The following is a 12,882-nucleotide window of genomic DNA, read 5'->3' on the forward strand; positions in this document are numbered from 1 at the left end:
CCCCGCAATGCGGGGTCGTTGACGATGATGTTTATCAGGCGGGAATGTCTTTGCCACAATACCGGCACAAGATAGCTTCTTTTTTGACGTCTTCTGCGCAGTAGGGACATTTTTTTAAATCAGTACTCAATGAGTGACCTGCTTCTATTCCTTTAGTATCCATGGTTGTTGCCTGGTTACTGCCTGGGTTTGTGAAAGCCCAAACAAGCGCAGCAACCCACCCCAGCAAACTCCAGCCAAGAACGATATTAAGCACCCATATGGCCGTAGAGTTTTTATGCTCCCTTGAGCTGGCAATGATGCCCGGGAGTAGATAAAGCACAATAGCGATAATCAAGACAACGATATGCCAAATAGACATTTTTCACCCCAAAAGATCAGTAATAAGACAATCCTACCATTAACGTAATGCTTAGGGGTTGAGTAAATGCACGCCCTGCACATTACGTTATTTTCTCAGTGGAGACCGGAATTATGTCGGCTGGTCTCCGCGCTTACCCTTTAACCGGAACGCGCTTCCGTTGAGTTGCGCCAGCCCCATTCTGGTGTGTGTGGCACCAGCCGCCCGGCGTACATCCCCGAAGTCTTCGGCGCGTGCAGGAGGCAGCCTGGCACTGTCGATACAACGCCCCCGGCGCAGGGCCACCCACTCCCGGTCTTTCTCGTCAGCGCACTGCTCCAGTACGACCAGCCAGCGGGAAGCCGCCCTGCGGTACAGGCCTTTACCCTCCAGTTCTTCCGCCAGCACATCCCTCACCCGTTGAACTTCAGTCATGGTCTGTATGGCCTCCCACCAGGTTAAGCAGAATAGTGTCCATCTCATCCCTGCCCTCATGCCGCTCGCTCTGTAGCAGCCATTTCAGCACGTCCACCGCCTCGTGCTGGTGGCGTGGGCGCAGGGTTACCAGCTTGCCATCTAGCCAGTCCTCCCGGTCGCTAATTTCCTGTCTTTGATCTGCGCCGTATTGCCATCCCAGCTCCTTGCTGGCGGTGTGGCGCATCTTATACAGCCAGTCCCAGTATTCAAACTCGCGCACCACATCAGAAAGAGTGTGCGGATCTGGCAGGACATCGCAAAATCCGTCATGCGCTGCCTTACGGGCATCTTCGACTTCAAAGTAACGATCCGCGCCAGATATAGCGCCACTGGACGCCTCCTCTTCCGTCATGCCGAAGTCATCCCCCACCAGCAGCGCCGACTGTTCAATCAGCAGTTCTGCTGCCACCGGCTCCATCGCGGCATCATAGCTGCCGTAGTGCGCTCTTACCTGACGGGCACTGTCGATATTGCTTCTGGCCCGGTTGAGGAAGTGCTGCGGGTTATCCATAAACATCGTGCCGAACGCCACGTTGAGCAGGTCTGTGCCATTGAGCACCAGCCAGTCCCGGTACCGCTTCTCTGCGTCCTTCGGTTTGATGGTCAGCTTCTGCAGGGCTTCCTCGGCGGCGGCCAGGTGCGCCGGTTCGTTCAGTTTGATCACCTCCAGTACCCAGAGATAAGCGTCGGTTTGCTTATGCCCGGTCACCACTTCCTGCGGGGGCAGCGGCTTTACCGTCGCCAGTTCAGTGCTGTACTGCGGCTGCGGAATAGTGAACAGCGCTGCGTGGGCCGGGTTATCATCAAAGAGGCCGCTACGCTTACAGACGGCGCGCACCGTAGTGGTTTTGATTCCCAGTTCACCGGAAATGCGTCCATATCCCAGGCCCCGACGTTTCAGGCGGATGATCTCCGCTTTCTGTTCAGGCGTCAGGCGCATATCCACCCCTTGTTGTAATCTTGCTGTTCATGGCAGAGAGATTTTCTCTCGCCATCTGCTGCTGCTCCGGCGTCACCTCTCCGACCGGTTCCCCCGCGAGGTTATAACGCGCTCCGCCTGCGATCAGTGCTTTCAGATACGATGCGCGGCGGGTGTACATCGCAACGGCGGCCCGGATCTTGCCCGCTCCGGTAATGCCCCGGGCGCATATATCGGCCGCTATCAGTTCGGCGGTGCCAATCGCCAGCGGGCGCGGTGCGTCCAGGCTGAAAGCTGCAGGCCAGTGGGTGACCAGAAGCTCAAGCTTTTTGCGGTTGTGCCTACTGCTCTTTGTGCCTGTGGCTGCGCCAGCGCTTGCGTGAGCCGTTTTCTCTACTGTTGCCGTGCTAGCGGATGGTTTTGCCGCTGCGCCTGTTGTGGCGCGTTTCAGGCTTAATACGGGCCGTTTATGTTCTGTCATTTCCTGCATCCTCAGAATGGTGCGTGATCGTCATAAGGCGGGGTCTGGTCGTAATCTTCGTAGCCCTGCGCTGGTGGACGCTGCTCCTGCGCTCGGCGTAGCGCGTCGGTTGCCTGCCCCTGCTGGCCTTTCTTCCCGCCCGGGCGCGCCGTTCTGGCGCTGATCACGCTGTCGGCAATCACCTGATACCCGGTCTGGGTGCCACCGTCGTTACCTGTCCACTGGTTCACCTGCATATTGCCCGCCACGCTTACCATGTCGCCCTTCTGATGCTTCGCCAGCGCCTCGGCCTGTTTGCCGAACGCAGTAATCGCCAGCCAGAAAGTGGCCTCTCCGTTCTCTGCTTTCTGGCATGGCAGCGTCACCGCCATGCGGGTAAATGCCATCGGGTTGCCGTTGCTGGTCGTGCGGCTCTGCACATCCGCCACCAGCCGACCGTATGCTGAAATTTGTGCTGTCATCGTCTTTTACCTGTCTGTGATGCTGAAATCCGGGGTTTGTGTTGGTTCAAAAAGGGCATTTGTTGGTTCAGTGTTGGTTCAATTTTTGAGCATGAATCCTTAAATAACAGACACATAAAAACACTGAACCAACTGAACCAACTGAACCAACACCTAAACTACGCACATGAGAGAGTTACTTACTCTGGCTGGCTCCCCTCCGGCTGATACTGGATCACGTAAACATTGATCTGTCGGCCATCAATGCGCGGAGACTTGCGCTGATACCCTCGCCCGGTATTTGGCGGGGTCAGCATTCCGGCATTTTTCAGCACCTCAGCAAACATCTTCGCGTTGAACCCCTGAGCAATCTCTTTTTCAAAAGCTGCCGGGAAGGTGTAGAACACCACCGGGTCAGTATCATGCCCTCCCTTCTGGCGATATCCTGCCAGGTTTGCAATTGGCAGGCTGCCCGGGTCATACGGGAATGGCGCAAACCGGCTAAGCCCGTGGGCATTGAGGAATGCTTCGGTCTGCTCGATGATTTGCTGATGCTCTTTGTTGCCGGTACCGAACTCCCGGATCCAGGCGTTGAAGCTGTACTGAATCGCATCACGGCAGGTCTGCTCATCCCACCCGGTGATCACCCGTCCGGCCATGAGAGCAGCCTCCAGAATGGCGAAACGCGCGCCCACTCGATGTACCTGCTCCCCGTAGTCAGCCGGGATAATCCCGCGCCAGCGCGCCTCCGCTTCACGCACCGCGTTAACAGCTTCCTGCTGATGGTCAGCCAGCCACTGAACCCATGCGCGCCCAGCAGCGCCGTGGTGGCTCTGATACGCATCTTTCAGCGCATCGGCATGGTGCTTACCGCTTTCATGGCCGTGGAAGCGAATAGCCTTACTCAGCGGAATATTGAGCAGACGCACCAGTTGCCCGGCCTTTGCCTTACGCCCGGCACCGGCAATGAAAGTCTCCAGATCCACCTCTCCGGTGCTGATGGCAACAGTGCGCCAGCGTTTCAGCTCGCGGTTACCGCCCTCTTTGGCTCCCTGCAGTTTCCCGGTGCCGTTGAACAGCGCATAAGCCGACTTATAGACCTCCACCGGATCCGCCCCCTGTCCGATTTCATCCAGAGGCATGAGCGCGTCATTGTGTGCGGCCGCTTCGTTCGCCAGCCCCAGAGCTGTGCCGTACCATGTCAGACGCAGCACATCAGGATTGCCGTACAGACTGGCCGCGACATTAGCCGTGGTGGTTTTACCGGCGCTCGACTGTTCGTAGAAATGGATCCCGAACCCGTCAGCGCCAGCCAGCCCAATCAGCGGGGCCGCCAGCGCTGCCGCAACACCCGTCATCATGGAGTAATTGCCATTTGCCAGATGCGCCACACTGTCACGCCAGCCCTCAGCTGTGCCGCTGGTGGTGTAGCCTGATGCGGCAGAACTGCGGCCGTTGAAAAGAACCGGTATTTCAGGTGTGCCGATAATGTCGCCGTCAGGCATAAGGTATGCGCCACACTGCCAGCCTGTAGCCTGGGCAATACGCCAGATCTCCCCTCTGTGGGCCTGACTCTGCAGCCAGTCCGCCAGCGTCGCGCGCAGACCGCTTTTGGTGGTGACATACAGCCCCCCAGCTTTGAGTGTGCGCCATCCCTCCCTTTCGCCGATGTCGGCCAGGGGGATCGCATGCGTTGTTTCTTCCTTCGCGCCCAACGCCCGCCAGCGCAGTACCAGATACCGCGTCCTGTTGTCATCAATGCCCACACCAACCACTTCCAGCGCGGAACAAAGCAGGCTCTCTACTTCGGTGATCTCCCCGCTCTTTTCTTTAGGTTCAACCCAGTAAAGGCCATTGCGACGGCTGTCTACATAGGGCTTCTGTGCGTTACGTTTCTGGCTGGCATGAGAGCCGATCTCAATTACTTCTGCTGGCGCAGTCACTTCTTCTCCTTGCGGCAGGTACAGCGAATCGTTAAAAGCGGCGCTGGCGTTCTCCAGCCCGTGCTGCTGGTGGTAGTCGTTCCAGTCGGTTTTGTGGTCGCCAGGCGGCAGCGCCACGCTGCCATTAACGGCAATGGCGGCTTTCTCTGCGGACTCCCTGCCGATGTTGGTGGCTCCGGTTTCGGAGGCAGGATGGTCGTTGTCGGCAGCAATGACGATCTGCGCCTGCGGATACTGCTGGCGCATCACCTTGGCTACGGGCAGCAGGTTACCGGCGTCAATGGCGACCACCGCCAGCGCATCAGGGCGCATCAGATGAGCAGACAGGACGGTTGCTAGCCCTTCGGCAATAATCACCGTTTCCGGTGATTCACCGGAATTAACCACGCAGAAAGAGCCTTTCTTCGCCGAACCGGTAAGCAGACGCTTTTCACCATCTGCCGTTATGGTCTGCGCGGCCACCGTGTCGCCGGCCTCATTCACCAGCACCAGCAGCAGCGCCCCATCAGGCAGAACAGGAAACGTAAAGCCCGGCAGCCCCTTGCCCGCCAGATACGCCGGTTCACCCGGCTGTGCCTGCGCCGCCAGCGCAGTAAGCCTCGCAGTGAAGCGGGTAGCGCGCGCCGCCCTGTCTTCAGCTTGCTGCTGCGCCAGCGCCGCCCGGCGGTCGGCCTGTGACTGCTGCTGTTGGTCACCACCCTGGCTGGATGGGTTACGCATGCCATGCACATTCATGCCCAGCACGTCGGCCACCAGTTGCGCGGCCCGGGTGGCGTCGCAGTTGTTCACCTTCTTCACCAGCTCCAGCCCGTCACCAGCACCACAGGAGTTACAGAAGTGCGCGCCTCGACCGTCGTCGTCAAACCGGAAGCGATCTTTGCCGCCGCACGCAGGGCATGCGGTGTGCTTCCTGGGGGAATCAGGCACGTCAATATTCAGGCCAGCCAGGACAAAAGGCCACTGACCAGCCGCGGCGTGCGTCACCTCATGGATAAGGTCGATATTACGCATTACCCCTCCCGGCTACGGTCGCACCCATATCAGCAGTCATGCTTTGCCAAATCTCAATACCGGCAGGCGTCAGGCCACCAGCATTTACGCAGCGACCAAGCAGCTCAATGCCGATGCCCTCCCACCGTCCGTGCGGGTAATGCTCCTTTAGCGCCTCCAGCGCGTAGCCGTCGATTAAGTCCCGGACGCCTTTAACGCCACCCGTAATCTCAACACATATGGGCTGGCTGCCTGCGTCAATCATGAAGTGCCCGCCGCTGGTGGTGGTAATGTGCTGGTACAGTGCCGCTGCGTACTGGTTTGCCAGCGCATTCAGACGGAAATTTTTGGTGATCATATTGCCTCCCTTAGTGCGCTGTCGGTGCTGCAGGCATACCTTCGGTACGCAGCATTTCAATAAATCCATCGTGAAGCATTGTCAGCCCTTCACGCCCCATCTGAGAGAGACGCAGCGCCCCGCCATGGGGATCCACCTCGGTCATGCCCTGATACATCTTCACAGCCAGCGGCAGGCCTGTTTCAACGCCATACTTTTCAATTGCCAGCGACTCGATATGGCTCGCCAGTGAGAACCTCTCCGGCGCGGGATAGACGCAGATTTTCCCATGCTGACCGGCATAGATAACCGCCCGATCAGTCCCGCCATCCTCGTTAGCCACATCTACGGTGCCGTTGGCACGTTGCTGCTCACAGATAAACAGGCAGGCCACAATCCAGCGCCAGATAAGCGCCATTTGTTCGTCTGTCGGTCTGAACCAGCTACGGGTTTCACCAAGCTGGATCTCCGCTGCTACGCGCAGGCCGTCACTCAGCGAGGCATCAAAGCGCCCGGCATCAAGCTGACGGATCGCGGTTGCATAGCCCACCAGCCGGTTATCAAGCCGGATACCATCTGGCGTGGCTTCAACACTGGTAAAGCCTGAATTCCCCGGCTTTTCAGGAAATGACAGAACGTTGCTCATTCCTTGCCCTCCCGGTGTTCGCGCATAACGTAATCAGCTAGCTGGGACTCTGCCTCTTCCATTGCCTCCGGGACGCCATGCAACAGCGTGAGGACGGAACCGATAAGACGCGACAGATCGGGGTGGGAGTCTTTTGTGGTGCTTTCCAGCCACATGGATAAAACAGCCTGTGCCTGCTCTACCTGGCAGGTGGCATCAATCAGCTGTAGCTTGCTCATACTCTGCCCTCCGCATCCAGACGGCCTGCATCAACAATCGTCAGCACTTTGCTCAGCCAGCAATACATTTCGGCCCGCTGATCTTCTTCAAGCGCAGGGAGTAATTCCGTCATGACGTGGGAAAGCCCAAGGCGAGCACGATCCAGTCGTTCCGCTGTGCGTTCTGCCAGAGAAAATGAGTCCGGGTAAGCATGCTCACGGGAGAGCATCGCATCGACATCATTTTCTGCAGGATGGCGATAAAGGAGATTGATGTTCATGCCTCACCCTCCAGAATCGCCAGATCAGCGCGCGCTTCATTGACCAGCCCAGAACAGGCATCAATGGCGTCAGAAATATCGCAGGGCTCCATGTTTTCGGCAGCATGGCTGAGAGCGATCAATACGGCAGAAGCCTGTTCGATAGACTTCATGGCAGCCGCAATACGGGCTTTATGAGAAGGCTTAATCATGGCGCGCCCCCTGTAAAGAGATGCGGCCAGCGAAGAAACAAACGTGATCACGCACCAGAGCCCGACGAGCATCACGCTCAGTCGCAGCAGCAACATGGTGGAGAACAGGCTTGATTGTCGGACAATCGCGACGAACTGCGGCGATAATCCAGATGAATTGCGGATTTTGGGTAGGGGTAGTAGCCAACATTTGGCAGCCTCCTTTGACTGGGTGTAGAACCCATCACCGGAAACGCCAATTTCACTGGTGATGGACTGAACAGGGTTGGCGTAACCGGCGTCAAAGGTAACCGGCGCTTCCGAAGAAGCCCCCATCCAGCCCACCATAATTTTGTGAGCAGCACGGATTATAACCGCACAGCCGAAAAAAGGGTGTACTGAATTAACGACACAAAAAAAGACGCTCGGCGCGTCATGTGTCGCCTTTGACAATTCCGGGACGCCAATCCCGGCACCAGATTTTGCTGGTGCGCTATAACCATAAACCTGGTTAGGGATAAACGGCAAGCCCTTTTTGTGCAGAGGGTGCAAAACTTGATTTAAGGCATTTTTACGCATGGCTTACCCCCAGAGTGGCGTTGCCGCTCATAAGGCTGGCGAATGCCTCCATGCGCTTCGCCACCTCTCGCACCGCATCCGTCGGAGTCATGCCATTGTTAATCGCTTCCTGAAATGCGGCCTGCTCAATTTTCTGCATAACGATCAGTACACCCAGCTGCTGCGCATCAGCGGAGCCACGCTCGCCATCTGACAGGCCAGCAACGCGGTTTTCAGCGCGCGCCAGATTGATGTAGTGGTGACGCTGCGCGCCCAGCGCCTTCAGGCCGTCACGGCTTTCATGATAACCGGGCAGATATTCACGGCGTACCGGCTGGGTGGCACGACGATTCGTGAATGCCTTAGTGACATCCAGCTTGAACTGGTTAACACGCTCAGGATCACGCCCACGGATGATACGTAGCAGATAGTCGAGTTGAGGCTCATTCAGCAGATAGCTAATCTCAGGACGCCCGCGCTTGCGGCCTGATTTTCCCGATTTCAAATCGGGTAATTCTTTAAGGGACTGACGAGGCAGCGATCCCAGCTCACGCAATCTGCCCTGGTGCGATTTAATCGTCGCGGCCAGGCTTTCACGCTGTATTCCGGCGCGGTCTGAAATGACTCGAGAATCAATGCGCGGCTCGGATTTGTGATTAATTAAAATGTCATTCTGGCTGGCTTCAGGGTGAGCGAGGCCCTGACCGGCTAAGGTCATATTATTTTTCATCTGTGGTTTCCTTATTCGGCGGCGTTGTCCGGGAACTGGTTAACAAGGTATTGCGCTTCATCTTCTGAAATAGGTGAAGCACCGCGCTCAGTACGCCAGCGATTAATAAGCAACACGATGCGCAAAGCGGCCTTGCGATCTGGCAGGCGATAACGGGTGAAGTGAGCAGAGTAGCCATGCCGCGACTGATAACGTTCATTCACTCCGGCAATATCAACGCCGTGCTGATTGCGGAATTTCGATACGTCGCTATGCAGGCAAGTGGTGTAAAACTTAGCGCCAGAGCCAATCATGTCGAAGTCATCCACCGAGCGGGCATTGGTATCCAGCGCGTTAACGCCATGAGGTTTCTTTAACAGAACGGTGGCAAAAGCTTCGTTCTTACTCACTGGCTTTACAGCGCTCTGCTGGATATCATTAGTACCAGCAACTTCCAATTGCGCAGGTGTATGGTTAAGTTCGGTATGACGCTCGGTGGCACGAGCGTTTTTCATTTCCATTAGGCCACCTTCCCGCGGCGTTCTGCCAGCCAGTTGTTAATCTCCACAGCGTCGAATGCGGTAACGCTATCGCTGAGCTTAATCGGGCGCGGTAACGTGCCGTTCTTCACCCAGCGATCAATGGTAGGCATGGATACACCCAGCAGCTCCGGCATACGGAAGCGGCGGATGTATCCCGAGGTAGGTATGGCTGATGATGCCGATTGAGATGTAGGCATAGCCCCGTAACTCCTGTGATAGTTGGTGTTACGGGCATTAAAGTAAAAAACAGCAATGAAGTGAATGACACTAAAAATTAGTATCATGAAACTAATTTTTAGTATCAGATCCCTTCGGCTTTCCGGCTGTAGTGCGGTCCTGAGGCTTCCTGTCCATATCCGAAATTATTTTTTTAAGATAATCAGTTGATGGCTCATCATAGCCCCCACCTACAGAATGCCAATGGTCTCGCGTTGCGTTAGCCCAAGCGTCATTTGTCTCACTTCCATTGGGATTTCTACAATCATCCGGGTAGCATTTTTTTGTATAGATAAGAGCCATAAGGCAATTTTCTCTATTTTCACTATACCTAGCTTTATTACCATGCGGCTTGGTATGGGCAATGATTTTTTGCTCGGTGCGTCGCTCGAACTCCCCAGTAAGTGTTTCGAATATTTTTGGCAACGCCTTGCCATTATTAATGTGCTCAGCCACTTTCAATAACCATGCTCGTGAAATATATAAATCTTCTTTTGTAACCACGAGTTTGTCCTGAAGCTCATACTGCTTTCTAAGAATTTTTTCATCAACACAGTCAGAGGGAACGGTATAGCGGAACTCCGATTCCAAAACCAAGTAATCTGCCCGGCCGTCAATGTCGAATTTTACATCTTGGTAAGCAGAGGACAGGACGCGATCAAGCCCTGATTTACCATATCGTAAAATACTTGTTATAACATCTGCCAACACATGCCAAGGCCCGCTAGCAATCCCTGTATTGTAAACAAGATCGGTCCCTTCATGGTGATGTTCTGTTTCAGGGTAATAGATTGGATCATAAATGAAAAATTGTGACACCTTAATGTCACCACCAAAAATGGTGCCATCATCATTTTTAGTGCTCGAAAGGGTAGAGTGAAAACCATCCAAAAAAACACTTAAATAAATAGCGCCATCCGAAGCCATTAGTAATAAATCGATTTCTTCTATTTCTAATAACTCGCTAGCTCGCTTTAATGTAAAAAAATTGTTTGGTGGTAATTGTTTCATGTCATAACCTTTAATTAGTTCTTTGAAGCGAAACCACGTTGTAGTCCTGACCGGTTTCCAATGCCACCAGCAGATCCGCCCACGCAGTCAGCGCAGCCTTCCTTTCGTTAAAATACTGATGTCGGTTATAGACACCCTCGACCCCTGGTATTTTGTGGTTAAGACATCTCTCAGCGATTATCGGATCCACACCAAGGGCTGCCAGATGCGTCCTGGCTGTGCGCCGGAAGTCATGCACACTAAATGATTCAACATCCGGCATGGCTGCCAGTATGTGTGGAAAGGCGGTGTTAAGCACTGAACTACTAACGTGAGCTGTAAGGCGCAGTTTTCTGGCGGGCAATAACCACTTACTACCGCAGGATAAGGCTTTCAACTCCTTCAGCCAGCCAATTACCGGCTCGGCCAATGGGATATCTATTTCCTCCCCTGTTTTGGTTCTCTCGCCAGGAAGATGCCAGACTGCGTTATCGAGATCGAACTCATTCGCCAGTGCCGCGCAGAGCTCCATTTTCCTTACACAAAGAGCAAGCAGTAGCTTAACGGTCAATTCATTCTCTCTGGTAAATGCCTTAACGTGGTGCATGGCATCAAACAGGCGTGCCAGTTCAGTGCGAGTCAGGAATCGCTTTCTGCTCTCTTCTTTTCCACCGGCATCCTTTGCCGTGAACGGCATGGCCGGGTTCACTTCAATCAGGCCGCGAACAACTGCGAAGTCAAAAATCTTCTTCATCATGCGCAGCACGTCGTTCGCCACAGTCAAAGCGCCACGGCCACGCACCGATCGTAAAACATCATCAACATGCCGAGGTTTTACGTCCTCAACTTTCATGCTGCCAATCAAGGTGCCAATGTTGGAGTCAGCGACTTTTTTATAAATCTGGGGGTTCTTGAATGAGGGGAGGATATGGCGAGCATAGAAGTCATTAATTAGATCCTGGACACGGACAGCACTCTTATCTGCTTCAATCCTTGCGACAGCATCAGCCTTGCGCTGCTGCTTTTCCCCGGCGACATCAAAACCCAAAGCTACACGAGCCGAAAGCTCCTTAGCTGCTTCTCGTGCTTTAGCAAGACTCAGATCAGCATACGAACCGATAACCATCGCCCGGGCCTTTCCAGCAATCTTGTACCTGAACCGCCACACAGGAACTCGGTCAACTTCGCGGTAACGCAAATAAAGCCCATTCCCATCAGAGCGGCCCTCAAATCGTTCGCCTGCCCTCACCCATGCTTTGATCTGCATATCAGTTAGTTTTGCCATATCCACCCACCAGCGTGTACCCAATCATTGAAAGTGACCCAATGGCTTTTTTGGTTACACCTTTGGGTACACACTGATTATGCGCTCTCTTGATATCGGATGATAGCTGGTGACAATAAAAAACCCGCATATAGCGGGCTTTATGGGGGATGGTGACTTCTGGTGATTTTTCGTGACGCTTAACTCTACATTCACAAATTGCACAGTAAAAATGCACAATCAGAAGCTCCAGGTCAGACCCACCGACATCAGCCCCGTCCAGGACTTATCGACCATCGGACTGTCCTTCACTTCGTCGCTCAGGCGGTTATAACGACCCGTGGCGTAGACGTTCCAGTCAGGAGCAAATTTATAGCTGGCAGTCAGTTCCAGGTACGGGTTCCAGCCATCATCTGCGTCATAGCTGTTAAGGCCGCTGCGACGGGACTCTTTATGGGACACGCCATAATAGTAGTCGTTGTAGTTTTCGCTGTGGTATTCCAGACCGATGCCCGGAGTCAGCGTCAGCCCGCCGTTGGTGTAACGGTACAACCACGCCAGATCCCAGATATAGCCATTACTGTTATCAAGCGTATCGCCAGCCAGGGCGGTGCGCAGGAAACCGTATTCGGTGTTATGGACCCAGGAAACCCCCGCCATCATGGTGCTCTTACGTTTATCGAGCTGACGAAGCTGGTAGTTGTCGCTGTCGCCTGGCTTGAAGTGCGTTGGGTCGTAGTAGGCCATGACGGAGAGTTTGTCGGTCTGGTCGTTCCAAAGATAGTAGCCACCGCCCAGCCCGCGGAACCAGAAATTATCACCTTCATAAGTGACAACCGGAACCGGATAGAAATCACGGTCATATTGTTTATAAGGGCTATTAATTACGCCGACACCAGCACCAACTGACCACTGATTTTCCGCGTATGCTGTACTCACTGAGGTGGCAACGATAATCCCCAGTGCCAGAAGTTTGAGTTTGGTCACAATCCATTCTTTCCTGTAGTCAAATAATCAGCGGGTGAAGTGTAACCGTCATTCCCCCCATTTCTCAAAATTTTTTGTCAGCTAATCAATTTGATTAACCCCTTATTTTGTTTGCGGCAAATGACGGAACGCTGTCAGCCAGATTACCGTTCAGTGAAGGAAGTCTCTTTGTCTGACAGGATTTGGCTGAATTTCTGGATGAGTTATTGATATGTCATTGAAATTAGATTTTGCGTGCAGGCAAGTTTTGCAAATGCCATCTACGCTTAATTTTAAGAAGCTGAATACCGAATCACCCCGCGGTTTTAGCGCCCGACCTGGCACACGGGTTGCTGCTCTGGCAGTGAGGTGCAACGGATCCCGCTTCCGGGAGCCTCTACTATTCATATGAACGG

17 protein-coding genes and 1 pseudogene are annotated in these 12,882 nt (G+C 54.2%); all 18 read right to left on the reverse strand.

Annotation, left to right across the window (positions count from 1 at the left end):
- Window positions 1-34: 34 nt before the first annotated feature.
- The 18 genes and pseudogenes from LRS40_RS21075 to LRS40_RS21160 all read right to left on the reverse strand — a co-directional run bounded on the left by LRS40_RS21075 (window position 35) and on the right by LRS40_RS21160 (window position 12,487).
- Window positions 35-361 (reverse strand): superinfection immunity protein, encoded by a 327-nt coding sequence (locus LRS40_RS21075; protein WP_231312585.1) that lies wholly within the window; start codon window positions 359-361, stop codon window positions 35-37.
- Window positions 362-472: 111 nt separating this feature from the next.
- A complete protein-coding gene (locus LRS40_RS21080; RefSeq protein WP_032616702.1) occupies window positions 473-775 on the reverse strand; it encodes a PerC family transcriptional regulator in 303 nt (100 codons plus the stop codon).
- The gene (locus LRS40_RS21085) at window positions 768-1,757 is read right to left on the reverse strand and encodes a helix-turn-helix domain-containing protein (RefSeq protein ID WP_231312586.1); all 990 of its coding nucleotides are present in this window, start codon (window positions 1,755-1,757) and stop codon (window positions 768-770) included. Before LRS40_RS21085 ends, LRS40_RS21080 begins: the two co-directional genes overlap by 8 nt.
- Entirely contained in the window at window positions 1,741-2,217 is a 477-nt protein-coding gene (locus LRS40_RS21090; protein WP_231312587.1) for a ProQ/FINO family protein, read from the reverse strand. The genes LRS40_RS21085 and LRS40_RS21090 overlap by 17 nt, the downstream gene beginning before the upstream one ends.
- 11 nt (window positions 2,218-2,228) lie before the next feature.
- Entirely contained in the window at window positions 2,229-2,678 is a 450-nt protein-coding gene (locus LRS40_RS21095; RefSeq protein ID WP_231312588.1) for a single-stranded DNA-binding protein, read from the reverse strand.
- Between the two features lie 179 nt (window positions 2,679-2,857).
- A complete protein-coding gene (locus LRS40_RS21100) occupies window positions 2,858-5,611 on the reverse strand; it encodes a TOPRIM and DUF927 domain-containing protein (protein WP_231312589.1) in 2,754 nt (917 codons plus the stop codon).
- On the reverse strand, window positions 5,604-5,948 hold the full coding sequence (locus LRS40_RS21105) for a hypothetical protein (RefSeq protein ID WP_063160233.1): 345 nt from the start codon (window positions 5,946-5,948) through the stop codon (window positions 5,604-5,606). Before LRS40_RS21105 ends, LRS40_RS21100 begins: the two co-directional genes overlap by 8 nt.
- Before the next feature lie 10 nt (window positions 5,949-5,958).
- Window positions 5,959-6,480: a hypothetical protein gene (locus LRS40_RS21110; RefSeq protein ID WP_063160242.1), complete on the reverse strand. Its 522-nt coding sequence runs from the start codon at window positions 6,478-6,480 to the stop codon at window positions 5,959-5,961.
- 89 nt (window positions 6,481-6,569) lie between these two features.
- Window positions 6,570-6,791, reverse strand: coding sequence for a hypothetical protein (locus LRS40_RS21115; RefSeq protein ID WP_063160234.1), 222 nt, complete (start codon window positions 6,789-6,791; stop codon window positions 6,570-6,572).
- Complete coding sequence (locus LRS40_RS21120) at window positions 6,788-7,051, reverse strand: nicotinic acetylcholine receptor subunit beta (RefSeq protein WP_231312590.1); 264 nt, start codon at window positions 7,049-7,051, stop codon at window positions 6,788-6,790. Before LRS40_RS21120 ends, LRS40_RS21115 begins: the two co-directional genes overlap by 4 nt.
- Before the next feature lie 183 nt (window positions 7,052-7,234).
- Window positions 7,235-7,432, reverse strand: coding sequence for a host cell division inhibitor Icd-like protein (locus LRS40_RS21125; RefSeq protein ID WP_139153433.1), 198 nt, complete (start codon window positions 7,430-7,432; stop codon window positions 7,235-7,237).
- Between the two features lie 38 nt (window positions 7,433-7,470).
- Window positions 7,471-7,800, reverse strand: a pseudogene (locus LRS40_RS21130) (ash family protein); the annotation flags it as partial.
- Window positions 7,793-8,509: a hypothetical protein gene (locus LRS40_RS21135; protein WP_231312591.1), complete on the reverse strand. Its 717-nt coding sequence runs from the start codon at window positions 8,507-8,509 to the stop codon at window positions 7,793-7,795. The gene LRS40_RS21135 and the pseudogene LRS40_RS21130, both read right to left, overlap by 8 nt.
- Before the next feature lie 11 nt (window positions 8,510-8,520).
- Complete coding sequence (locus tag LRS40_RS21140) at window positions 8,521-9,009, reverse strand: hypothetical protein (RefSeq protein ID WP_231312592.1); 489 nt, start codon at window positions 9,007-9,009, stop codon at window positions 8,521-8,523.
- Window positions 9,009-9,227 (reverse strand): AlpA family transcriptional regulator, encoded by a 219-nt coding sequence (locus tag LRS40_RS21145; RefSeq protein WP_231312593.1) that lies wholly within the window; start codon window positions 9,225-9,227, stop codon window positions 9,009-9,011. Before LRS40_RS21145 ends, LRS40_RS21140 begins: the two co-directional genes overlap by 1 nt.
- Window positions 9,228-9,318: 91 nt before the next feature.
- Window positions 9,319-10,257, reverse strand: a complete 939-nt coding sequence (locus LRS40_RS21150) for a hypothetical protein (RefSeq protein ID WP_231312594.1) — start codon at window positions 10,255-10,257, stop codon at window positions 9,319-9,321.
- Window positions 10,258-10,267: 10 nt separating this feature from the next.
- Window positions 10,268-11,521: a site-specific integrase gene (locus tag LRS40_RS21155; RefSeq protein WP_231312595.1), complete on the reverse strand. Its 1,254-nt coding sequence runs from the start codon at window positions 11,519-11,521 to the stop codon at window positions 10,268-10,270.
- A 219-nt stretch (window positions 11,522-11,740) separates the two neighbouring features.
- Window positions 11,741-12,487 (reverse strand): MipA/OmpV family protein, encoded by a 747-nt coding sequence (locus tag LRS40_RS21160; RefSeq protein WP_142489133.1) that lies wholly within the window; start codon window positions 12,485-12,487, stop codon window positions 11,741-11,743.
- Between the last annotated feature and the right edge of the window lie 395 nt (window positions 12,488-12,882).

Source organism: Leclercia sp. G3L (assembly GCF_021117075.1).
GTDB lineage: Bacteria > Pseudomonadota > Gammaproteobacteria > Enterobacterales > Enterobacteriaceae > Enterobacter > Enterobacter adecarboxylatus_C.